Here is a 21,300-nt window from a genome sequence, read left to right on the forward strand (position 1 = left end):
CATATTAAACATAGTTGTTTACTATGAATTGATATATAATGGAGTTGGATTAAATGGGTCGTGAGTTTTTAGGTGTATTTGATGAATGGGCAGACTCATATGATGAGAGTGTAGCTGGTGTTGACCCACAATATAAGGCAGTTTTTGCAAATTATGATGTAATTTTGAGTGAAGTAAGCAAATGTGCTTTCGGTAATGTTCTGGAATTTGGTGTCGGGACAGGTAATTTATCAAAGAAGTTAATGGAATCAGGTTATCGTGTTACTGGTATAGAACCTTCGCAATCGATGCTGAAAAAGGCTACTGAGAAGTTGCCCGATTTGCCTTTATATGAAGGTGATTTTATTAACTTCCCTGAATTCTCAAAGCCGATTCACACTATTGTAAGTACCTATGCCTTTCATCACCTAACGAATAAAGAAAAATATGCTGCTGTTCAGCACTTTGCTAGGCTTTTTTCTTCCGCGGGAAAGATTGTATTTGCGGATACAGCTTTTGAATCAAACGAGCACAAGGAAGTTATGATAAAGAGGGCTTATGAACAGGGCTTTACGGACCTGGCTGAAGATCTGCAACGAGAATATTATACAACAGTAGGTGAGCTACAACGTATTTTTACAGCAAATGGCTTTCATGTTAAGTTTGAACAAATGAATGATTTCGTTTGGTTAATTATAGCTGTAAAAAAATAAAAAGGAGAGATTTATCATGGCACAGAAAATGAATGTAGAAAGTTTCAACCTCGATCATACAAAAGTAAAAGCACCATACGTACGTTTGGTTGGTGTAACCTCAGGTTCTAATGGTGACAAAGTTTATAAATATGATATACGATTCAAACAACCGAACAAGGAACATATGGATATGCCTGGTCTGCATTCAATTGAACATTTAATGGCGGAAAATATTCGGAATCACATGGACAATGTTCTGGATATTGGCCCGATGGGGTGTCAAACTGGCTTTTATCTAGCTATTTTAAATAATGATAATTATGACCAGGTACTTGATGCGCTGGAAAAAACACTACAAGATGTATTAGAAGCAGAAGAAGTGCCTGCATGTAATGAGGTACAATGTGGCTGGGCAGCTAATCATAGCTTGGAAGGCGCAAAAGAAATTTCCAAAGATATGTTGGTAGAAAAAAAAGATTGGGACCATGTTTTTGCAGAGTAAGAGGCGAAGCTTATGGCAATATACCATTCAATTGATCAGTTAATCGGAAAAACACCACTATTGGAAATAACGAAGTTCCCCCTTCCAGAGGGGGTTCGTTTATATGCGAAATTGGAATTTTATAATCCGGGCAGCAGTGTTAAGGATCGTCTAGGTATAGAACTCATCAATGATGCTTTCTCTCGTGGAAAATTAAAACAGGGTGGGACGCTGATTGAACCAACCGCCGGAAACACTGGGATTGGGTTGGCAATTGCAGCCCTTGACAGGGATTTGTCGATTATCTTCTGTGTCCCTGAACAATTCAGTCTTGAGAAACAGCAGCTAATGAAGTCACTTGGAGCAAAGATTGTGCATACTCCAAGCAGTGAAGGAATGCGTGGTGCAATCGAGAAGACAAAGCAATTATTGGAGGAAATACCAAACAGCTTTTCCCCACAGCAATTTTCTAGCGCCGCTAACCCTAAGACGTATTATAAAACACTTGCACCTGAAATATGGAACGATTTAAATGGAGAGATTGACGTTTTTGTTGCAGGCGCAGGTTCCAGTGGAACATTTATGGGAACTTCCCGTTATTTAAAGGAGAAGAATCCAAAAATAAGGGCGCTGATCGTAGAACCAGAGGGATCAATCATTGCTGGGGGAGAGCCTGGACCACATAAGACAGAAGGTATTGGTATGGAGTTTTTGCCGGATTTTTTTGATCAGTCACTTGTCGATGCTGTGCATACTGTTTCTGATAATAATGCTTTTGATTTGGTGAAAAGGCTTGCTGCACAGGAGGGGTTGCTTGTAGGGAGTTCTTCAGGTTCAGCCATGTATGCAGCATTACAAGAGGCTGAGAATGCTAAACCTGGAACGACGATTGTTACCATTTTTCCTGATGGCAGTGACCGTTATTTAAGTAAAGATATTTATCCAAAATAAGAGAGAAGGGAGAACTACACATGCGTGCAAAGACCAAAATGATCCACGGAGGAATAACTGGTGATGAAAAGACGGGAGCCGTATCGGTTCCGATATATCAAGTAAGCACTTATAAACAGGAATCGGTTGGTAACCACCGCGGATATGAATATTCACGGACTGGAAATCCAACAAGGCATGCGCTTGAAACGGTCATCGCAGAACTGGAGAATGGCCAATCAGGATTCGCTTTTGGATCTGGGATGGCTGCAATCACCTCGGTTATGATGCTGTTTGACTCGGGTGATCATGTCGTGATGACGGATGATGTGTATGGTGGGACATATCGATTGATGACAAGTGTTCTGAACCGATTTAGTCTGGACCACACTTATATAGACACAAGTTTTCCGGAAAAAGTGGAAGCATCGATTAAAGAGAATACGAAAGCTTTATTTATTGAAACACCTACAAACCCCTTGCTAAAAATTACAGATATTAAAAAGATGGCAGAGATCGCTAGAAAACATGATTTGCTTTTAATCGTGGACAATACTTTCGCAACCCCATATTGGCAGCAGCCACTTGATTTGGAGGCGGATATTGTATTGCATAGTGCATCCAAGTATATTGGTGGCCATAGTGATGTTGTGGCAGGTCTATTAGCGGTCAATTCGGATAAGTTAGCTGAGGAAATCCACTTTATCCAAAATTCAGCTGGTGGAGTTCTTGGACCACAGGATTCCTGGTTACTAATGCGAGGTATTAAAACACTAGCTATTCGAATGGAAGCAATTGAACGAAATACTGGAATGCTTATAGAATTTCTGCAACAGCATGAAAAAGTGAGCTCCATCTATTATCCAGGTCTCGAGACGCACAAAGGCCATGAAACAGCAAAACAGCAAACGACCGGTTTTGGAGGCATGATATCATTTGATGTAGGAAATGGAGACGAAGCAGAAAAGGTACTTAGCCGTGTCCAGTATTATACACTTGCTGAAAGTCTGGGAGCGGTGGAAAGCCTTATATCGGTTCCAGCGAAAATGACACATGCATCGATTCCAGCAGACAGACGAGCAGAATTGGGTATTACGGATGGATTAGTACGCTTATCAGTTGGAATTGAAGATGCTAATGATCTTATTGAAGATTTAGCACAAGCATTGAAATAGAATTTTTTGCAAAGGACAGTCTGAGGGACTGTCTTTTTTTACTGTAGTGTATCCGAGGCTTCAAAAGAGGTGACGACGATTCAGTCTTCACACCATTTAATTCAGTTTTCAGGAAGGTATGAGGTTCTGTAGATTATTCAGCTTACTCGAGGGCGGAATGGGCAGATGAGGCGCGAACATCAACATAACAGCAGATACATCAACAGATCCAGCAGGAACATCAACAGGGAGCAAGTAATAATCAATTTAAGTCAATCTGCAATATTCGTTTTACGTGCTTAGAATATGCTAAAATAGAAAAAAGAACTGGAGGAATGTGACGATGAGCGAACAAGCATTGAGCTATTTAACTGAAAATCGTGAACAGTTGTTATCAAAATTAAATGATTTTCTATCGATTCCAAGTGTAAGTACTGATAGTGTACATAAAAACGATATTAATGAAGCAGCAAGTTTTCTTGAGACTTATTTAAATGATGTTGGGTTTGACAAAGTGGAACAGCAGGAAACTGGTGGACATCCACTGGTTTATGCGGAGTACAATCAAGCTGGACCCGATGCACCAACGGTTTTATTTTACGGTCATTATGATGTTCAGCCTGTTGATCCCATTGATCAGTGGAAAAGTGACCCATTTAAGCCGGAAGTACGTGATGGAAGATTGTATGCTCGTGGATCAAGTGATGACAAAGGGCAAGTATTTATGCATCTTGCTGTTTTTGAAGCATATATGAAAACAGAGGGGAAATTACCTTTAAATGTGAAAGTTTGTATTGAAGGGGAAGAAGAAATTGGCAGTGAGAATCTTTATCGCATCCTTCATGACAAGCAGGAACAGTTTAACGCGGATTTTGCTGTTATTTCGGATTCAGGGATGATTGCTGAAAATCAGCCTACCATCTTATACGGTTTAAAAGGGTTTACTGGAATTGAAGTAAATGTAACAGGACCTGATCATGACATGCATTCAGGAATGTATGGCGGGGCAATTCGAAATCCAATTATGGCGCTTAACCATATACTAACTTCGATGAAAAATGAGGATGAAGTTGTTACAGTAGATGGATTTTATGATGAAGTTGAACCATTAACCGAAAAGGAACGCGATTTAATTAAACAAGTCCAAGGTGAAGATTACCGTTCAACAGCTGGAGTTAGTGAAACAGCCTCAGAAAAAGGGTACACTGCAAAAGAGCATACGATGGCTCGTCCAACTTTTGAAATTAATGGAATGTATGGTGGCTATCAGGGGGAAGGAACCAAGACAATAATTCCTTCATCAGCTACAGCTAAAATTACCTGCCGTTTGGTTCCTGGGCAAGATCCTAATCATGTTCAGCAATTACTGGAGAATCATGTTTATAATGCTGCTCCATCCGGTGTAAAAGTAGAAGTTGTTAAGGAAAAGCTTTCTGCAAAAGCATATAAAGTGGAACCGAATAATCCGCTTATTGAAAAGGCTGCAAAAAGTTATACAAAAGCCTTTGGTAAGGAAACGGTGTATGTTCGCATGGGAGGATCCATCCCGGTTGTTGAATGGATTGAGGATATTTACAAAATGCCGATCGTGCTTTTAGGTTTCGGTACACCAGATGATCGCTTACATTCACCAAATGAAAGTTTCCCACTCGATAGTTTTGATAAAGGAATGGAAACATTAGTTCATTACTGGTCAGAAATAAATACGAAATAATAAATTTTTTTCCAGACGGAGAGAATATTAAAAGGAGGGTTTTTGATGAGGTTTGCAGTAGTTACTGGAGTATCAAGAGGCTTAGGCGAATCAATTGCTAAAATAATGATGGAATCTGGCGTTAATGTAGTTGGTATTTCCCGCAGTAAAAATGATTCGCTACAAGCGTGTGCATCCCAGAATAATGTAACCTATCAGCACTTTACCTGTGATTTAGGGAACCTTGAGAGTATAGAAAGAACGTTTAATCAAATAAGTGAGGATATATTTTCACAAGAGCCATCAATTGTGTACTTAGTTAATAATGCAGGGGTTCTTGAACCAATCGATAAATCCATGAATGTAAAGAGTTCTGATCTGGCATATCATGTACAGGTGAATACAGTAGCTCCAATGGTACTGATGAATTTATTTCTAAAAAAAGCCATTGATCAAGATGTACAGTTGATTGGTACCACAATATCTTCGGGAGCTGCAGATAGGCCAGTATATGGATGGAGTGCGTATTGCAGTACGAAGGCAAGCATTAATATGTATACGAAAACAGTTGCATTGGAACAGGATGAACTAAAAACACAAAATAAAGTTATTGCGTTCAGTCCTGGAGTAATGGATACCCAAATGCAAACGAAAATCAGGGAGAGTAATAAAGATGAATTTATTGAAGTTGATACCTTTAGGAGCTATAAAGATAACAACCTGTTAAATGAAACTGATGCAGTTGGAGGAGTACTTGTTAATATATTGACGGATGAATCAAGTGTTGAGAATGGAAAAATATATAGTGTGAAAGACTATCTCTAAACAGATATACAAGCAGTCGCCCTTCCCAAACCCATATCAAGTGCATAAATTATAGTGATCTTGAATATATGAGGAGGGAATTCTATGAGTGGTGGCTACGGCTCAGGCTTTGCGCTGTTAGTCGTTTTATTTATATTGTTAATCATTATCGGTACCGCATATACAGATGGTGGCGGTTACGGATATGGTGGCGGCTACGGCGGCTTTGGCGGCTATTAATTAAAATGAAGTGCAGAGGGGTATTTGCTCCTCTGCATTTTCTGCGTTATAGTCAATTTGGAGTGATAATGCTCAAAAGTTACTATTTATATGATACAATTTATGGTGGCAGAAATAGCTGTGATGTTTTAAAATACTGAGTCATACTATATATTTTAATTACAAACGTTGAAGGGAAGAAGAAATATGATTACGCGAAAAAGTAAACGGGAAATCGAGAAAATGCAGATAGCGGGCGATTTGCTCGTCAAATGTCATAAGGAAATTGCCAACATGATAAAGCCGGGTATTACAACAATGGAAATTGATACATTCGTTGAAAAATTTCTGGCTAAGCACGGTGCCACACCTGAACAAAAAGGATACAGCGGTTATCCTTATGCTATTTGTGCATCCGTAAATGATGAGATCTGTCATGGATTTCCACGGGATGAAAAGCTTGTTGATGGTGATATTGTAACAATTGATATGGTTGTTAACTTAAATGGTGGACTCGCCGATTCGGCATGGACATATCCAGTTGGAAATATCGATGAAGCAGGTCAAAAGTTATTAGACGTATCAAAAGTTTCTTTATACAAAGGGCTGGAACAGGTGCAAGTGGGTAGTCGAATTGGTGATATTGGTCACGCAATACAAACCTATGCAGAGGGAGAAGGGTTTTCTGTTGTAAGAGACTTCACTGGTCATGGGATTGGGCCAACAATACATGAAGAACCACATATACCGCACTTCGGCTTGCCGAATAAAGGGTTGCGTTTAAAAGAAGGAATGGTAATTACTATTGAACCAATGATTAATGAAGGAAGCTGGCAAAGTAAGATGGACTCAAATAACTGGACAGCGCGTACGATTGATGAAGGGCGTTCTGCTCAATACGAACATACCGTAGTGGTAACCAAAGATGGACCATTACTTACTACTGACCAAGACAGATAATGTTAGTTAGATGAGGGGGAGAAGATGTTGCGAGTCGTATCTATTTGTCCGAGTAATACGGAAATCGTAGAATACCTTGGAAAAACTGATGAATTGGTTGGCAGGGATAATTTTTCAGACTGGCCAGTTGAAGTTCTTGATCTTCCTAAGGTTGGTCCGGATCTTTCGATTAATATGGATAAAGTTGAAGCATTAAATCCTGATATAGTCCTTGCTTCGTTAAGTGTTCCTGGAATGGAAAAAAATATAGAAGCACTTGATGAGAAAGGTTTGCCTTACATTATTTTAAATCCTAATTCTTTAGCTGAAATAGCAGATGATATTGAAAAGGTTGGTGAGGTATTAGGTGATAAACAGCTTGGGTTGGATAAAGCGAAAAGCTTTCGTGATGAATTAACTGGCTACCGTCAACAGGCAGATATGCGGGAAAATAAGCCGTCATTATATTGGGAATGGTGGCCAAAACCAGTTTTTACCCCTGGCAGTGTTAATTGGCTTACCGAGATTAGCAATCTTGCTGGAGCAAGGAATATCTTTGACACGGAAGATGTAGCGAGTGTTAAAACAGATTGGAAGGACGTTTATCAACGTGATCCTGACCATATTTGCATGGTTTGGGTAGGTGTAAAAGAATCAAAGATGAAACCCGAACTTGTGATGAAGCGCCCCGGCTGGCATGAAATGAAAGCAATTCAGCAAGAAAAGATTCATGTATTAGAGGAATCGCTTTACTGCAGACCGTCCCCAAGATTGCTGGAAGGATTACGAAAGTTAGTATCTATACTAGAGAGCTCCCCTTAATTGAGTAACGGGTTCAGTTTTGGGAGAGAAAAATACGACTAACATTAGAAATCACACAATAATTAGCATGTATTTCGCCCTATTGTTGAAGAAACCATTTTTTAACGGAATGAGGATCCGATTTATTGATTTGGCGGATCCTCATTCCATTATTTCCTTGGCAGATAAGAAAGTATAACTACTTTCTTACTGCATAAGTGCAACTAAGGCTTTCGCCATTAAGGGCTCGGCGATAAGCCAAGTTTTCTAAGAAACCCTCGTTTTAAGCTTGGGTTCGGATCCTCGTTCCGCTATTTGTCATTTCAGACTCAAATTTGGCTGATTTTCTGCTAATAACGGAACGAGGATCCACTTCGTTTGGCGGATCCTCATTCCGTTAATGCAGAATTATATTTTGCTATCCAGCAATTGCGTTTTCACCTTAATGCTTTCCCGTTAAATAGTATTGTTATTATTGGGCTTATAAGACAGAAGAACGCAAAAGGTAAATAGGTTAGTACAGGAACGCCAAGAACATCAGCAATAAAGACACCACAAACACTCCACGGTACTAGCGGGTTAATCACAGTACCTGCATCCTCCAGTGTTCTTGAAAGGGCTTTATTTGATAATCCTGCCTCATGATAAACACCTTTATATGTTTCACCGGTAAGCATTATGGAAAGATATTGTTCCCCAATCAGAACATTTACACCAATGGCCGTAGCAGCAGTTGAAAGAATGATTGTTCTCACTTTTTTCAATTTTTCTTGGAACGATTGAAGTATCGATGGAACAATGCCCGTGACAAATAATAATCCACCAAATCCAAGTGCAAGAATAACAAGTGATATGGTGAAGAGCATGCTGTTAATGCCACCCTTGGTTAATAAACTATTAACAGGTTCAAAATCAGTATTTGCAGTATAGCCATTAAACCAGATTGACCATATATCTGACCAGGCAAGTCCACTTGTTATACTTGCGAGTATGGTTGCCACTACACTGCTTACCCCAATGGAAATAAATGCTGGCATTTTAAGAATAGTAGCCAATACCAGAATACCCAGTGGTATCCACGATGTCCAATGAATTAACCCAGTTGCAGCTAAACTTGATTTGTATGCCTCAAGGTTTTCCATGGTTATTGCTTCATTGGGGGATAAGAATACAAATAATATAAATGAAATTATAAATGCAGGTATGGTTGTTAAACTCATGTGCCTTATATGTTCAAATAAATCCACTTGAACGATTGTTGAAGCTAAGTTAGTCGTATCAGACAATGGTGACATCTTATCACCGAAAAAAGCCCCGGAAACAATTGCTCCTGCTGTGATTGCCATGGAAGCACCCATTGCGCTTCCCATACCGATGAATGCTACACCAATTGTTGCGGTTGTTGTTAGTGAGCTGCCAAGCGAAACGCCTACAACTGCTGTAATTGCAAATACAACAGCATAAAACCAGGTTCCGCCAATTAATGAAAATCCGGTACTCATTAAAACAGGAATGGTACCACTTATCATCCAGCTGCTAATTAAAACACCGATAAGTAAAAACAGAAAAATAGCACCCATGCCGGACTTAGCACCAGCAGTCATGCCTTCTTCCAAATCTTTAAACGCTATATGTTTCAATAAGCCATATAAAACCAGTATGAAGATTGCAATCATGATAGGGATATGTGGTTTTGTACCAAGCCCAATAAGAAAATAACTGATTAGACCTATTGTAAAAATAAAAAATAAAATGGACTCGCTAAGTGAGGGGTTGTGCTTTGGATTTATTGGAAACATAATAATCCTCCTTTTTTATGGAAAACCTGGCTTATCGCCAACTCTTAATATAGATAATCACTAGCAGCACTTAAACTGTAATAAAGGAATGCCTTCTTATCTGTTAAACTAAAAAAAGCCTCATCCCTTAATAGGGACGAAGCTTTTATCTCCGCGTTACCACCCTGATTGATGAGTGCACTAATATGCTCTCATCCTCTCATGAAAAATCCGCTAAACCGAATGTGTAATTCAAATTATTTCCTGCCAAAGCTTTCACCTGATGCCCTGTCTCTAGTTGCTGCCTGGAAAAATTCTACTTTGCATTCCCGAATAAGTTATTCTGCTTAAAATATTAATCTGACTATACATGTTAAGATTATCAATTGTCAATACTTTATTTCCCCAATTTAATTTCTTTGTAAAATTAAGAATATGCGTTATAATAGTTTCAATTTTCAAGTTGAGGGTGGAGGAGGACTATGACTACTAAAGCTATACATAAAAGTAATATATCATCATCGGCATATATGATCAAAAGAGGTATAGCAGTGGGATTTCCAATCATGCTGGGATACTTGCCAATTTCGTTAACATATGGGGTATTGGCGAAGCAGGCTGGAATGTCACTGACTGAATTAACATCAATGAGTATCATGGTTTTTGCTGGTGCAAGTCAGTTTATGGGTGCCAATATGATTGCGGTTGGTGCGGGGGCTGTAGAGATTATTGTGGCTACATTTGTCCTCAATTTCCGTCATTTCGTAATGAGTTTATCGTTTATGAATCGTTTACGGGGCGTTGGACGGAATTGGAAAGTTCCTTTATCATTAGGTTTGACGGATGAAACGTTTGCAGTGTCATCCTTACATACGAAAGAAGCTAAAATGGAAAAAGGAGTTCTTTTTTATACAGCACTCATTTTAACTGCATATTTTTCATGGGTTATGGGGTCATTTTTAGGAGGAGTTCTTGGTGAAGTTATTCCGGAGCAATTGAGCCAAAGCATGGGGATTGCATTATATGCTATGTTTATAGGTCTTTTGATTCCATCGGTTAAAAAGGAATTACGAATTGGGCTTATAGCTATTATTGCGATGCTGATAAATACGATTTTCAGTCAGTTCATGAGTGAAGGCTGGGCAATTGTGTTTGGTACGGTACTTGGTGGATTAAGTGGCGTCTTTTTGCTGAAGGAGGACCAATCATGATATTTGCTATTATAATTGGCATGGCACTCGTAACAATGATTCCAAGAGTTATACCCGCTTTTATTGTAGATAAACTGCAGTTTAAGGAATGGGTGAATCGTTGGCTTAATGCAATACCCTTCGCAGCATTAGGGGCTCTTATTTTTCCAGGTATTTTAAACGTTAAACCAGATCAGCCATACATTGGCTTGCTTGGCGGGGCAGTCGCTGTTGTATTGGCTTATTTAGGCTTGAATGTCATTGTAGCAGTATTAGGAGCTATTGTGACAGTCTTTCTCTTTACCATGTAAAAAAAGATAGCTTGGTAGAATGTTTTTTAACGATAACAGGGGGTTATCACATGTTTTCAATTCGTAAGGCTGTTTACGATGACGCTGCAGCAATTGCAGATATTCATGTAAGCAGCTGGAAAAGTACGTATGCTGATCTACTTGATGAGCAGGATATATCCAATATGACATATGAAAATCGCAAGGCATTATGGGAGACTATTTTACGTATCCAAAAAGAAGAACAATGCACACTTGTCATCCATAACGATGACAGGATTGTTGGTTTTGTATCTGGTGGACCGGAGCGGACGAAACGGTTTGACTATGATAGTGAAATTTATACGATTTATCTGTTGGATGAATTTCAAAGGAAGGGTTTGGGTGGAAGACTTCTAAAGGCTTTCAGCGAAGAAATGCAGGAATTGGGGTACAAATCGCTCCTCGTCTGGGTTCTTAAACAGAATCCTTCAAGTCGCTTTTATGAACGATTCCAAGCTGAGCCTGTTGGAGAAGAAGAAACAACCATTGGTGAGGGAACCTATCAGGAAACAGCATATGGCTGGGAAGATATTGATAAGCTGCTGGAAAGTCTATCTTAAGTTTAAGCACCTTACAAACATTGCTAAGGAGGCAGGACTAAGATAATGACTAATAAAAAATATCTAAGTATTATAATTTTTCTTCTTTTTATTATTGTTGTATCGTTCTATTTTAAAAACGAAAGTGACAAACAATACAAGGAAAAGGTTTCAGAAGCGGAAAATTTGATACAAAAGAATGATAAACTTGAAAAAGAAAATGACCAATTGAAGCAAAAAATTCAAGAATTAAATACAGATTTGGCTGTTGAAAAGGCTATTGATGTAGCTACTAATTTCAAGCAAGAACTATTTAATGTTAACTATGACCCGGATAAGGAACGGTTTGCCAGTACTGAAGAAATTGAAGTAAAAGTTGCTGACTATGTTACAAAAGACCAACTCCGATTAACGCCTGGAGTAGTTCTTTATGTTGGTCAATTATCTCAACAAACAAAAAGTAATTTGTCTGTAAAGGATATTACTTTTGAAGTTGGCCATACACAGACTGAGACCGAGGTAAGTCTTAATTATCATATTGAAATTCAATTTAAACGTGTTGGGCAGACAGGTGAACAGCCAACCATCACAAATTATGGGCAGTTGCGTATGATTAAAACAGACGATGGCTGGAAAGTTAATAAAGATCTACCGCAAATGAAAAGTATTAATGAGGTGAAAGAAAAATTGAGAAAGCATGGTGATTAATATTTTCCCAAAATAGTCACGTTATATAAAAAAAGAGGCTGGGCGTAACAAAAGTTTTCCACTTTAAAGGCGAATAATAACAGGATAGGATGTTTAGAACGTTCATTTTCAATGATTGGATATAATACGTATTTAATATAAAAAGCGACATAGTGAAAAACTTTTTTTAATGCTACTTTCCCTTTTCTAAAATGAAGGTAGAGTGCTTCGATTCGTTCCGGCAGAATACTTCGCTTTCCATGGGCACGACCTCAGCCTCCTTGCCCCGGCAAGGGGTATGCCGACGTTGTCCGCAAAGGACGGTTTTAGTCGGTCTTCATTTAGTTGCTTCTTCCGGGGTCTTCGGAACGTGCTGTTCCAATAGGAGTCTACGTATTCTGCCTTCACTGATAGAGGCTTCTTGATTAGAGCCTAAAGTATTCCCTTTGGCTAAGAAGTAATGTCACAATAAGAATTGATTAATTTACAACATAAAGTGAGCAAAATCCAGCGTAGGAAATACACGTAGACTCCTGTGGGAGCTGAGGCCTAGATTAGACTATGCAGCGACGTAGGAGCAAGGAGGCTCAACAGCCACCCTAGGTGCGCGAAGTGTTTTTCCGGAGCGGTGTCAAGCACTCAGCAATTTTTCCATGTTACTTACCATTCTATATCTAATCAGCAAAAAAAATCCGAACTAATTCGAATTCTATTTTAAGAATTTTGAATCATAGTTCGGATTTTACTTTTGTCTAAAACATTTCGTCCCGGCCTCTTCTATTGATGTGGCTCGATATGAATGTGAGCATATGGAATATTATGCTCTTGATCAAGTAGTGTTTCGATTTTCTCTGTAATAGCATGGCTTTCTTTTACATTCAATTGGGGGTCCACAAGAATGGTAATATCAATAAAAGATTGATTGCCATGTACCCTTCCTTTAATATCTACTACTTCTTTTACCTCAGAAACTTCTGCAATGCTTGATTTTATTTTCATAATCTGCTTTTCGTCAAACCCATCTGTTAATGTATGTGTTGAATCTTTAAAAATATCCCATGCGGTTTTACAGATGATAATACCAACAACTAATCCAGCTAACGGATCAAGCCAAAAAAGTCCGAGTTGCGCACCGATAATTCCCACAAAAGCTCCAACACTTACAAAGGCATCTGAACGGTTGTCCTGTGCTGCGGCATACAATGAGCTGCTTTCTACCTTTTTGGATAATGAAAGGTTATAGCGGTAAACCATGAACATAATGACAGCAGCACCTAATGCAGTCCAGGCAGTCAGCATATCAGGTTGCGTTGTTTCGCTCGTAAATAATTTGCTGAATGTATCAATTATTACCTGTATCCCAACTGTCATCATAATAAAAGCCGCGAACAGGGATGCAATAGTTTCTGCTCGATAATGCCCGTAATGATGGTCTTCGTCAGGGGGCTTCCTTGATATTTTCAATCCAATTAATACGGCAATTGAGGCTATTACATCAGTGGTGTTGTTTAATCCATCTGCACGCAATGCCGTAGAACTGCCGATATAGGCAATTATTAATTTAGAAACTGAAAGGATGACGTAAGCAAAAATACTTATCCATGCCCCCTTTTCGCCCTTTTTCAGATTATCAGTATGCCCCATGAAGTGGCCTCCCATAAATTCATTGCAACTTTTTGCAGTTAAGTCGATTTCATTTTATCATGTCATACTACCGATTGTGTCAGCTATAACAGTCTACCAAAGCATTGTCCGATAAGTCTAGAGAAAAACTAAAGGATGCGGTTATATGTTTTGTTAGTTCTAAAGTAAGTTTCGTTAGGTTAGTAAACTTGGCTTACCGCAAATCCTTAATAGAAAAGCCTTAGCTGCACTTGTGCAGTAAGAAAGTAACTGCTAAAGAATGACTATCACCTTAATCAGAATAAATATCTTGCGTAAGAGAATAGTAATTCTAGTGATTATTTTATAAAAGAAGGACTGTGAATGTAATATGGCAAACCAGAATGAGGCTCATGACAAGCGCTGGGCAGTTATATCATTGGCATCGATCCCACTAATTATGACTTTGGGAAATTCGATGCTTATTCCAATATTACCTTTAATGGAAAAGGAGCTCGATATTTCCAAATTGCAATCAAGTTATATTATTACGATGTATTCAATTGTAGCTATCTTTTTTATCCCATTAGCAGGCTTCTTATCAGACCGTTTTGGCAGGAAGAAGGTAATTATTCCTTCACTCATTCTTACTGGATTGGGAGGATTAGTTGCAGGATGGGCTTCCAATGTTATGGATGATCCATATCTAATGATTATAGTCGGAAGAATTCTCCAAGGAATAGGCGCATCAGGTGCAGCCCCAATTGTACTTCCACTTGTAGGTGATATGTTCCGCGATGATAAAGAAGCAAGTACGACACTTGGCATTATAGAAACATCTAACACAGTCGGCAAGGTGTTAAGTCCGATATTAGGTGCTGTCCTGGCAGCATTTATTTGGTTTTTGCCGTTTTATTCAATTCCAGTATTTTGTGCTGTATCCATTTTGATGGTAGGCTTTCTTGTGAAAAACAAGGGAGGGGAGGAAGAGCATACAAGTTTTAAGAAATACTGGGGTTTCGCTAAAGACACGCTTAAGGAACATGGAAAATGGTTGTGTGCTGTGTTTATTATTGGCGCTATACTAATGTTTATTTTGTTTGGATTCCTGTTTTATCTTTCAAGTATTCTGGAAGATAAGTATGATTATAAAGGTGTTTGGAAAGGTGTACTTCTCGCGATTCCACTACTGGCCTTATCAATTGCTTCTTTTATAGCCGGCAGAAAAATAAAAGATAATTTAAAAATAATGAAGTGGGTAACATTTATAGGCATTATTCTCACTGGGGGTTCAGTGGCTGTCATTCCGTTTATGGACCATCCGGTATATCTTTTGTCTATTTTCCTGATTTGTGGAAGTGGGATTGGGATGTCATTGCCTTGTATGGATGCCTTAATAACCGAGAGCCTGGAAAAGAATGTGCGTGGTGTGATCACATCGATTTACAGTGCCATGCGTTTCATTGGAGTGGCAGCAGGTCCACCGGTTATTGCAATTATGATGAAGGGTAACATTATCTGGATGGTTAGCTTGTTAACTGTTTTCGCCCTGGGAGCAGGATTACTTGCCTACCGAAACATTAACCCGTAAAAAAATAGTGTAGTCTGAAATATTATTGTTGCAATTATTCGTAAATTTTAGGATAATAGAAAAAAGGAACAAAGGGGCGTGTTCCATGAAGAAGCAGAAATTAGTTTATCGGTATATAAGATATGATGGAAAAGTAATTGACGCCAAAAAGGAAGTTTCATACGAATTAAAACTCTCATCACGAATGCTACTGGATGAATTATGCTTTAATTGGAATAAGGAAAGACTGGAATCAGCAATAAATAGCTCTATTGATACAGGAGATAAAGAAAAATTCCTGCAGTTAAGTAAGGAGTACAGACATTACATTTGGGAATAATCCCATTTTTCATCAAGATTAGCCTTACCTTAGTTTGGTGAGGCTTTTTTAATGGATAAAAGTACTTAATTTTCATAGAAGCTATTTTTATTGGGGGAAAATGAATGGAAAATAGTAATCAGTCAATTTTACATAAGCAAAATCGTATACTTTTTTTTATTTTGTTATTTTCATTACTTTTGGGTGTAGGTGCCGAGCTTGTTGTTGGGGCACCAATAGAAAATTTAATTGCACTTGGTATTGGCGGTGCAGTAAGTGTAGCTTTAATTGGTCTTTTTCATTTTAAGCAGATATTTACCAGGGCAGTTCCGTATTTAGCAGTTATAAGTCTATCCGGAGTCGCATTTATTATTATTTTGAGTTCTGACTATGTAACGAATATGCTATTTACCTTTTATGTCCTTGCTGTAGCAGCAATTTCTCTTTCGTTGACTGTTTTAGTTACAGGGGGGGTCTTTGGACTGTCATTACTTACCTTTTTTGTTATCTCCAAAGGCGAAATAATTGGTTTCGATGCGAGAGCTACGGCTATTACGATTGTATTTTTTGTCCTCGTATTCGTTGTTCTGGTAATCCAGGTTAGGGTAGCAAGGAGATTGTTAACAGATGTCCAGAGTGCGTTAACCGCTAGCGAAAATCATTCCGAAAATCAAAGGAAACAAGCTGAAATAGTAGAGGCAAGCGCAACAAGTGTCAGATCACAAATGAATATCATTGAACAAGATAGTAATTTAAACTCTCAATCGATGCAGGAGATGCGCCAGGCATTTCAGGAAATCACAAAAGCCAGTCAGTCACAGGCTGAATCTGCTACCACGATTTCGACAACGATTGAACAGACTGGTGAAGAACTATCAAAGATGATACATTCTTTTTCACGGAGTACTGCAGACGGAGAAGAGTTGAAACTGTTATCGATGGAAGGTCAACAATCCATGGACAACCTTTCCATCACGATGAATGGATTTCAACAATCTTTTGAACAGCTTGGTACAAACATGAATAATCTTGTTCATAAAATGCAGGAAAATAATACATTTACAGAAAAAATTCAGGATATAGCTGAACAGACTAATTTGTTGGCGTTAAATGCTAGTATTGAGGCAGCCAGGGCAGGAGAATCAGGAAAGGGTTTTGCTGTCGTAGCCGGAGAAGTTCGTAAGCTGGCAGAAGTTTCCCAAAACACCGCACAGCAGATAAGTCAAAACCTGCAATCTATTGAAGACGATGCAAGACAAGCTCAGAAGGAAGTAGATGATAACAAGGAGCAACTGCAAAACAGTACGGTAAGTGTTCATGATACCAAAGTTAATTTTGAAAGAATAACGGATCAGCTAATCAATTTTATTAAGTATTTAGGGTATTTAGCAAAGCAGGCTAATGATATACAAGCATCATCTGAAACGATAGATGGATCAGTCGATCAATTAGCCTCATTAATTGAAGAAACGACAGCTACCATCCAGCAATTGGAGGCAATGGTTGAAGAACAGGTTGATCGTATGACTAATTTGGTTTCTGCTATTGAAGAAACTAATGAAGTTGCAGCTACATTAGAAAAAGCACAATAGATGAGAATACGAGGGATTTTTGCTTACGGGGTTTACCTAGGCAGATAAGAATTATAAATCCTTGCTTACTACATAAGTGCAATTAAGGCACTCGCCATTATGGATTGGTGAGTGCCAAGTTTTTTTACTATTTCATCCTAATATCTGGGATTATTTGATATGCTAAAGTTACAGGGGGGAATTCACATGAGAAAGAAGACTGTATTTAGCTGGATGCTGTATGATTTTGGGAATTCAGCATTTGCAACGACGATTATGGCAGCAGTTCTTCCAGTTTTCTACTATGATGTTGCAGCAGTAGGTGTAGACCAATCACTTGCAGATAGTTATTGGGGATATTCCCAGTCAATTGCTGCACTGATTGTCGCCGTGATGGCACCGTTTTTGGGAGCAATCAGTGACTTTTCAGCAGCTAAAAAGAAATTTTTGCGGTTTTTTGCTTTTATGGGGATTATCGCAAGTATCTTACTAGCTTTTGTAGGTGAAGGAGATTACATATTTGCTTCTCTTTTATTAATCATTGGAACAATTGGCTTTTCAAGTGCAAATATATTTTATGATGCCTTCTTACCGGAAATAGCTGATGAGGATGATATAGATAAAATTTCTTCCTATGGCTTTGCTTTCGGCTATATTGGTGGTGGCGTTTTACTAGCTATAAATATTTTAATGATACTTAAGTATTCCTGGTTCGGTATGCCAAACGCAACGGTCGCAAGCCAGGTTTCATTCGTAACGGTTGGAATATGGTGGTTTATCTTTTCATTACCACTACTTAAAAATATTAAGGAAGAGAAAAAAGTAACACCAAAACGTGATCGGTCTTATGTAACGATTGGATTTTCAAGGGTGACAAATACATTTAAGGAAATTAAGCAATACAAGCATTTATTAATCTTTCTATTAGCTTTTTGGATGTACAATGATGGAATTTCAACCATTATAAAAATGGCAACTATATATGGACGCGATATTGGTATCGATTCGAATTCATTAATTGCTGCATTATTAATCACGCAATTTGTCGGCATTCCATGTACGTTTTTCTTTGGCTGGCTGGCGAAAAAAATAACAGCCAAAAAGGCATTGTATATAACGTTATATGCTTATCTTGGTATTGTTATTTTGGGCTATTTTATGTCATCTGCTCTGCATTTCTATCTATTGGCAGTCTGTGTTGGGTTAGTACAAGGTGGGGCGCAATCGCTCAGCAGATCGATATATGGACGGATGGTACCGGCTAATAAACATGCAGAGTTCTTTGGTTTCTATGGAATTTCGGCAAAATTTGCAGCTATATTTGGACCATTCCTGTTTGCAATCGTAGGACAGTTAACAGGATCCAGCAGACTTGGTATCATTTCGCTTGTCATTTTCTTTATTGTAGGAATTGTTTTGTTACGGTTTGTAAATATTGACCAGGGAGTGTTGGAAGCTAAGCGCCATACCAATCAGTCTGAAAAAATCGATATCAAACCACAGTAAGAGGTGGAAATTAATGCGCATTAATAATATCCGTAAATTGTTATATGGGCTTGCTAAAATTCTGGGAGATGTGAATGCTGTTAAGAAAGGCAAGGTAGGTAAAAGAGTCGGACGAAGGATAGCAGGAAAAGGAACCGGAAAATTGTTAGGGAAGTTGTTTAAATAAAGATCCTTTTAGAAGAAGAGACTGTGATTAGTGACTGAATGGATGTCTAGGGTTTTGATACCTACCTGGACGTCCTTTTTTAGCTGTTGAATAGCAGTAAATCTAAACTATTTTTAAATATGCTATGCCTATTGATTTTGGACACTTTCCGCATTGCTGAGTCTCTACGTGCTGGTACTACGGATTAATGGTTCATGCTATTCCTGCTGGAGTCGCAGCCATATGTGCCAATCACGATTTTTAACGAAAACCAAGTAATTCTAATCATCATCAGTGAATGAATAGCCATTCATTTTGTGTTATAGTTTAGCAAAGTGGAGGGTGCGAGGAGTTTTTACTATGTTATTTAAGAAAGACTTCAAACAACAGACGATAAACGCGGTTCAAATGGGAAACGGTACAGTGGCATTTAAAGGGATAAAATTAAATGTTCATTGTTTCGTTGTGGATGGCGTTTTAATTGATACGGGTGCAAAATCTTTAGAAAAGGAATTTAAACCATTTTTCAAACAACAAGATATAGATCAGGTGGTAATCACGCATTATCATGAAGATCATACAGGCTGTGCAGCGTTTTTGCATGAAGAGCAGCAACTGCCAGTGTATATGAATGGTATTATGCTTGATTATTGTAAAGAGAAGCCAGATTTTCCAATGTACCGAAAATTATTTTGGGGTAAGCGTAGTCCTTTTCATGCAGAAGTAATTGGAGAAACTTTTTCATCTCGCAATGCAGCATGGGATGTTATTAAAACACCTGGCCATGCGATTGACCATTTAGCATTTCTAAATCGTGAAACCGGTCAACTTTTCACAGGTGATTTATATTGCAAGGAAAGAACAAAGGTCGTTTTGCGTGAGGAAAGCATTCCAACCATTATTAATTCCTTGAAAAAAGTATTAACCTATAATTTTGAGGATGTGTTTTGCAGCCATGCCGGCTATTTTGAGGATGGACGTGCTGCTTTACAAAGAAAATTGGATTATTTGTTAGACCTTCAAGGGAAAATTATTAAATTTTATGAAGATGGGCTGTCACCAAGGCAGATTAGCAGCACCCTTTTTCCAAAAAAATATCCCATCACCTTTTTTTCTTTGGGAGAATGGGACTCTTTGCATATTATAAGCTCGGTTATTCAAGAACATATAAGAAATTCACCGTAGATTTAAAATTAATAAATCATTATTTAACAAAGATTAAGAAAGGTCGGCTAAGTAAGCCAATTCGTCCGATAGCGTTGATTCAACCGCGATGTAAGGTGCTATCCATCCGCTAAAACGGGACTTGCACCACTATTTATACAATTGGTTCACTATATTTATTTTCTAGGTTTAACTCAAGTGGTTTTCCGGTATCATATGAAACATTACCAATTAATTCACTCAGACTATTCCGGGCAGAATCATCCCTGGATTGCCAGAAGGAAAGTACTTCTGTCATGATTTCAATACCTTCAGTTCGTCCCTGTTCATACAGGTCAATAAAGCTTTGAGAAGAAGGGTCATTTGTTGCTGGATGGTACCAAGTTGTATGCTGTAAATTTAAATAATCCACGTTATTTTTAACTGGCTGATGTGAGTAAGATGAAATTAATGGTTTGAGTAGTACATTTTTCCAACCATATGGATCGGCTAACAATTTTAGTGCCAATTTCATATCCCGGTAAGCTTTTTGGATGTAGGAAGTTGAATTACAATTAACTTCTGGGTAATGTCTTTTAATCGTTAAATGCAGTAAATTAGTTAGTGCTTCATTAAATGAATGTCCAATATCGATTTCTTTATATACTGGTGCTTTCCACGTTTTTAAATTATGATATTTATCCATCATCAATGTATCAATGAGTACTTCAAGCTTTTGATGGTTACTTCCTTCATAGCCAGCGCGGTAATGAATATATGGATGCGCATTACGGTCAAGAATATGGTGTGTGACAAACCCAAACACATAAGCTTGAACATATCCGTCCATGTTTTTTGCCTGCTCAATTAAATCCATCAAAAATGCTCCACAATTTTCTTTATGTAGAAACATTCCGATATCATGAACGGGTTCTTCTTTTATCCAAGGCCAAAAATTATAATAGAAAAATGGATCTGGCCCTTGTGCACCTAATTTCATATATGATTCATACTGTGTGAATGGATATGGATTTTTGATTGTATCCACAACATCTTCACAAAAGAGTATATGTGTCCAAATATTTGGCATAGTGAAATCCTCCTTACATTAAGACGCATATAGAAGATAGACTTCTGCTCATTAATGTATAGTAACTGCAATTCTATAGAGTCTTTCAATTTTAGAAAAATTGGCTTATGGCTAAGCTTTAATGTTGATGAGC

The 21,300-nt window shown here is 38.2% G+C and carries 21 protein-coding genes and 1 pseudogene; 19 read left to right on the forward strand and 3 right to left on the reverse strand.

Annotation, left to right across the window (positions count from 1 at the left end):
- Nucleotides 1-53 precede the first annotated feature (53 nt).
- From ACTWQM_RS05650 to ACTWQM_RS05690, 9 genes and pseudogenes are all read left to right on the forward strand, one after another.
- Complete coding sequence (locus ACTWQM_RS05650; protein WP_443257211.1) at nucleotides 54-692, forward strand: class I SAM-dependent DNA methyltransferase; 639 nt, start codon at nucleotides 54-56, stop codon at nucleotides 690-692.
- A 16-nt stretch (nucleotides 693-708) separates the two neighbouring features.
- Complete coding sequence (locus tag ACTWQM_RS05655; RefSeq protein WP_443257212.1) at nucleotides 709-1,176, forward strand: S-ribosylhomocysteine lyase; 468 nt, start codon at nucleotides 709-711, stop codon at nucleotides 1,174-1,176.
- A 12-nt stretch (nucleotides 1,177-1,188) separates the two neighbouring features.
- On the forward strand, nucleotides 1,189-2,106 hold the full coding sequence (locus ACTWQM_RS05660; RefSeq protein ID WP_443257213.1) for a PLP-dependent cysteine synthase family protein: 918 nt from the start codon (nucleotides 1,189-1,191) through the stop codon (nucleotides 2,104-2,106).
- A 20-nt stretch (nucleotides 2,107-2,126) separates the two neighbouring features.
- Entirely contained in the window at nucleotides 2,127-3,260 is a 1,134-nt protein-coding gene (locus tag ACTWQM_RS05665; RefSeq protein ID WP_443257214.1) for a bifunctional cystathionine gamma-lyase/homocysteine desulfhydrase, read from the forward strand.
- 322 nt (nucleotides 3,261-3,582) lie between these two features.
- Entirely contained in the window at nucleotides 3,583-4,953 is a 1,371-nt protein-coding gene (locus ACTWQM_RS05670) for a dipeptidase (protein WP_443257215.1), read from the forward strand.
- 45 nt (nucleotides 4,954-4,998) lie between these two features.
- Entirely contained in the window at nucleotides 4,999-5,757 is a 759-nt protein-coding gene (locus ACTWQM_RS05675; protein WP_443257216.1) for a (S)-benzoin forming benzil reductase, read from the forward strand.
- Between the two features lie 84 nt (nucleotides 5,758-5,841).
- Nucleotides 5,842-5,919 (forward strand): annotated as a pseudogene (locus ACTWQM_RS05680) (YjcZ family sporulation protein); the annotation flags it as partial.
- Nucleotides 5,920-6,162: 243 nt separating this feature from the next.
- Nucleotides 6,163-6,915, forward strand: coding sequence for a type I methionyl aminopeptidase (gene map, locus ACTWQM_RS05685; RefSeq protein WP_443257217.1), 753 nt, complete (start codon nucleotides 6,163-6,165; stop codon nucleotides 6,913-6,915).
- Nucleotides 6,916-6,942: 27 nt separating this feature from the next.
- Nucleotides 6,943-7,716, forward strand: coding sequence for a cobalamin-binding protein (locus ACTWQM_RS05690; protein ID WP_443257218.1), 774 nt, complete (start codon nucleotides 6,943-6,945; stop codon nucleotides 7,714-7,716).
- A gap of 416 nt (nucleotides 7,717-8,132) precedes the next feature.
- On the opposite strand, the gene nhaC is transcribed toward ACTWQM_RS05690, so the two are convergent.
- The gene (gene nhaC, locus ACTWQM_RS05695; RefSeq protein ID WP_443257219.1) at nucleotides 8,133-9,494 is read right to left on the reverse strand and encodes a Na+/H+ antiporter NhaC; all 1,362 of its coding nucleotides are present in this window, start codon (nucleotides 9,492-9,494) and stop codon (nucleotides 8,133-8,135) included.
- 461 nt (nucleotides 9,495-9,955) lie between these two features.
- Here nhaC and ACTWQM_RS05700 point away from each other — a divergent pair, with 461 nt between their 5' ends.
- The 4 genes from ACTWQM_RS05700 to ACTWQM_RS05715 are packed head-to-tail and all read left to right on the forward strand — an operon-like array spanning nucleotide 9,956 to nucleotide 12,242.
- Nucleotides 9,956-10,684, forward strand: coding sequence for an AzlC family ABC transporter permease (locus tag ACTWQM_RS05700; RefSeq protein ID WP_443257220.1), 729 nt, complete (start codon nucleotides 9,956-9,958; stop codon nucleotides 10,682-10,684).
- Complete coding sequence (locus tag ACTWQM_RS05705; protein WP_443257221.1) at nucleotides 10,681-10,974, forward strand: AzlD domain-containing protein; 294 nt, start codon at nucleotides 10,681-10,683, stop codon at nucleotides 10,972-10,974. The genes ACTWQM_RS05700 and ACTWQM_RS05705 overlap by 4 nt, the downstream gene beginning before the upstream one ends.
- Before the next feature lie 50 nt (nucleotides 10,975-11,024).
- Complete coding sequence (locus tag ACTWQM_RS05710; RefSeq protein ID WP_443257222.1) at nucleotides 11,025-11,555, forward strand: GNAT family N-acetyltransferase; 531 nt, start codon at nucleotides 11,025-11,027, stop codon at nucleotides 11,553-11,555.
- A 45-nt stretch (nucleotides 11,556-11,600) separates the two neighbouring features.
- Entirely contained in the window at nucleotides 11,601-12,242 is a 642-nt protein-coding gene (locus tag ACTWQM_RS05715; protein WP_443257223.1) for a hypothetical protein, read from the forward strand.
- A gap of 756 nt (nucleotides 12,243-12,998) precedes the next feature.
- Here ACTWQM_RS05715 and ACTWQM_RS05720 read toward each other — a convergent pair.
- The gene (locus ACTWQM_RS05720) at nucleotides 12,999-13,865 is read right to left on the reverse strand and encodes a cation diffusion facilitator family transporter (protein ID WP_443257224.1); all 867 of its coding nucleotides are present in this window, start codon (nucleotides 13,863-13,865) and stop codon (nucleotides 12,999-13,001) included.
- Nucleotides 13,866-14,214: 349 nt separating this feature from the next.
- Between ACTWQM_RS05720 and ACTWQM_RS05725 the strand changes: the two genes are divergently transcribed.
- From ACTWQM_RS05725 to ACTWQM_RS05750, 6 genes are all read left to right on the forward strand, one after another.
- A complete protein-coding gene (locus ACTWQM_RS05725; protein ID WP_443257225.1) occupies nucleotides 14,215-15,414 on the forward strand; it encodes an MFS transporter in 1,200 nt (399 codons plus the stop codon).
- A gap of 85 nt (nucleotides 15,415-15,499) precedes the next feature.
- Nucleotides 15,500-15,733, forward strand: coding sequence for an IDEAL domain-containing protein (locus tag ACTWQM_RS05730; protein WP_443257226.1), 234 nt, complete (start codon nucleotides 15,500-15,502; stop codon nucleotides 15,731-15,733).
- 104 nt (nucleotides 15,734-15,837) lie between these two features.
- A complete protein-coding gene (locus ACTWQM_RS05735; protein ID WP_443257227.1) occupies nucleotides 15,838-17,304 on the forward strand; it encodes a methyl-accepting chemotaxis protein in 1,467 nt (488 codons plus the stop codon).
- 186 nt (nucleotides 17,305-17,490) lie between these two features.
- A complete protein-coding gene (locus ACTWQM_RS05740; protein ID WP_443257228.1) occupies nucleotides 17,491-18,789 on the forward strand; it encodes an MFS transporter in 1,299 nt (432 codons plus the stop codon).
- A 13-nt stretch (nucleotides 18,790-18,802) separates the two neighbouring features.
- Nucleotides 18,803-18,955, forward strand: coding sequence for a hypothetical protein (locus ACTWQM_RS05745; protein WP_443257229.1), 153 nt, complete (start codon nucleotides 18,803-18,805; stop codon nucleotides 18,953-18,955).
- A 339-nt stretch (nucleotides 18,956-19,294) separates the two neighbouring features.
- Complete coding sequence (locus ACTWQM_RS05750) at nucleotides 19,295-20,119, forward strand: MBL fold metallo-hydrolase (protein WP_443257230.1); 825 nt, start codon at nucleotides 19,295-19,297, stop codon at nucleotides 20,117-20,119.
- Between the two features lie 133 nt (nucleotides 20,120-20,252).
- Here ACTWQM_RS05750 and ACTWQM_RS05755 read toward each other — a convergent pair whose 3' ends face one another.
- Entirely contained in the window at nucleotides 20,253-21,167 is a 915-nt protein-coding gene (locus ACTWQM_RS05755) for a zinc dependent phospholipase C family protein (protein ID WP_443257231.1), read from the reverse strand.
- Between the last annotated feature and the right edge of the window lie 133 nt (nucleotides 21,168-21,300).

It is taken from the genome of Virgibacillus sp. L01, from assembly GCF_052246775.1.
In the GTDB taxonomy this organism is placed as follows: Bacteria; Bacillota; Bacilli; order Bacillales; family Amphibacillaceae; genus Lentibacillus.

Coding starts and splice junctions, on each gene's coding strand:
- ACTWQM_RS05675 (WP_443257216.1), top strand. CDS start 4,999: ATGAGGTTTGCAGTAGTTACTGGAGTATCAAGAGGCTTAGGCGAATCA.
- ACTWQM_RS05740 (WP_443257228.1), top strand. CDS start 17,491: ATGAGAAAGAAGACTGTATTTAGCTGGATGCTGTATGATTTTGGGAAT.
- ACTWQM_RS05655 (WP_443257212.1), top strand. CDS start 709: ATGGCACAGAAAATGAATGTAGAAAGTTTCAACCTCGATCATACAAAA.
- ACTWQM_RS05705 (WP_443257221.1), top strand. CDS start 10,681: ATGATATTTGCTATTATAATTGGCATGGCACTCGTAACAATGATTCCA.
- ACTWQM_RS05660 (WP_443257213.1), top strand. CDS start 1,189: ATGGCAATATACCATTCAATTGATCAGTTAATCGGAAAAACACCACTA.
- ACTWQM_RS05665 (WP_443257214.1), top strand. CDS start 2,127: ATGCGTGCAAAGACCAAAATGATCCACGGAGGAATAACTGGTGATGAA.
- ACTWQM_RS05710 (WP_443257222.1), top strand. CDS start 11,025: ATGTTTTCAATTCGTAAGGCTGTTTACGATGACGCTGCAGCAATTGCA.
- ACTWQM_RS05745 (WP_443257229.1), top strand. CDS start 18,803: ATGCGCATTAATAATATCCGTAAATTGTTATATGGGCTTGCTAAAATT.
- ACTWQM_RS05700 (WP_443257220.1), top strand. CDS start 9,956: ATGACTACTAAAGCTATACATAAAAGTAATATATCATCATCGGCATAT.
- ACTWQM_RS05650 (WP_443257211.1), top strand. CDS start 54: ATGGGTCGTGAGTTTTTAGGTGTATTTGATGAATGGGCAGACTCATAT.
- nhaC (WP_443257219.1), bottom strand. CDS start 9,494: ATGTTTCCAATAAATCCAAAGCACAACCCCTCACTTAGCGAGTCCATT.
- ACTWQM_RS05720 (WP_443257224.1), bottom strand. CDS start 13,865: ATGGGGCATACTGATAATCTGAAAAAGGGCGAAAAGGGGGCATGGATA.
- ACTWQM_RS05730 (WP_443257226.1), top strand. CDS start 15,500: ATGAAGAAGCAGAAATTAGTTTATCGGTATATAAGATATGATGGAAAA.
- ACTWQM_RS05670 (WP_443257215.1), top strand. CDS start 3,583: ATGAGCGAACAAGCATTGAGCTATTTAACTGAAAATCGTGAACAGTTG.
- ACTWQM_RS05750 (WP_443257230.1), top strand. CDS start 19,295: ATGTTATTTAAGAAAGACTTCAAACAACAGACGATAAACGCGGTTCAA.
- ACTWQM_RS05715 (WP_443257223.1), top strand. CDS start 11,601: ATGACTAATAAAAAATATCTAAGTATTATAATTTTTCTTCTTTTTATT.
- ACTWQM_RS05735 (WP_443257227.1), top strand. CDS start 15,838: ATGGAAAATAGTAATCAGTCAATTTTACATAAGCAAAATCGTATACTT.
- map (WP_443257217.1), top strand. CDS start 6,163: ATGATTACGCGAAAAAGTAAACGGGAAATCGAGAAAATGCAGATAGCG.
- ACTWQM_RS05725 (WP_443257225.1), top strand. CDS start 14,215: ATGGCAAACCAGAATGAGGCTCATGACAAGCGCTGGGCAGTTATATCA.
- ACTWQM_RS05755 (WP_443257231.1), bottom strand. CDS start 21,167: ATGCCAAATATTTGGACACATATACTCTTTTGTGAAGATGTTGTGGAT.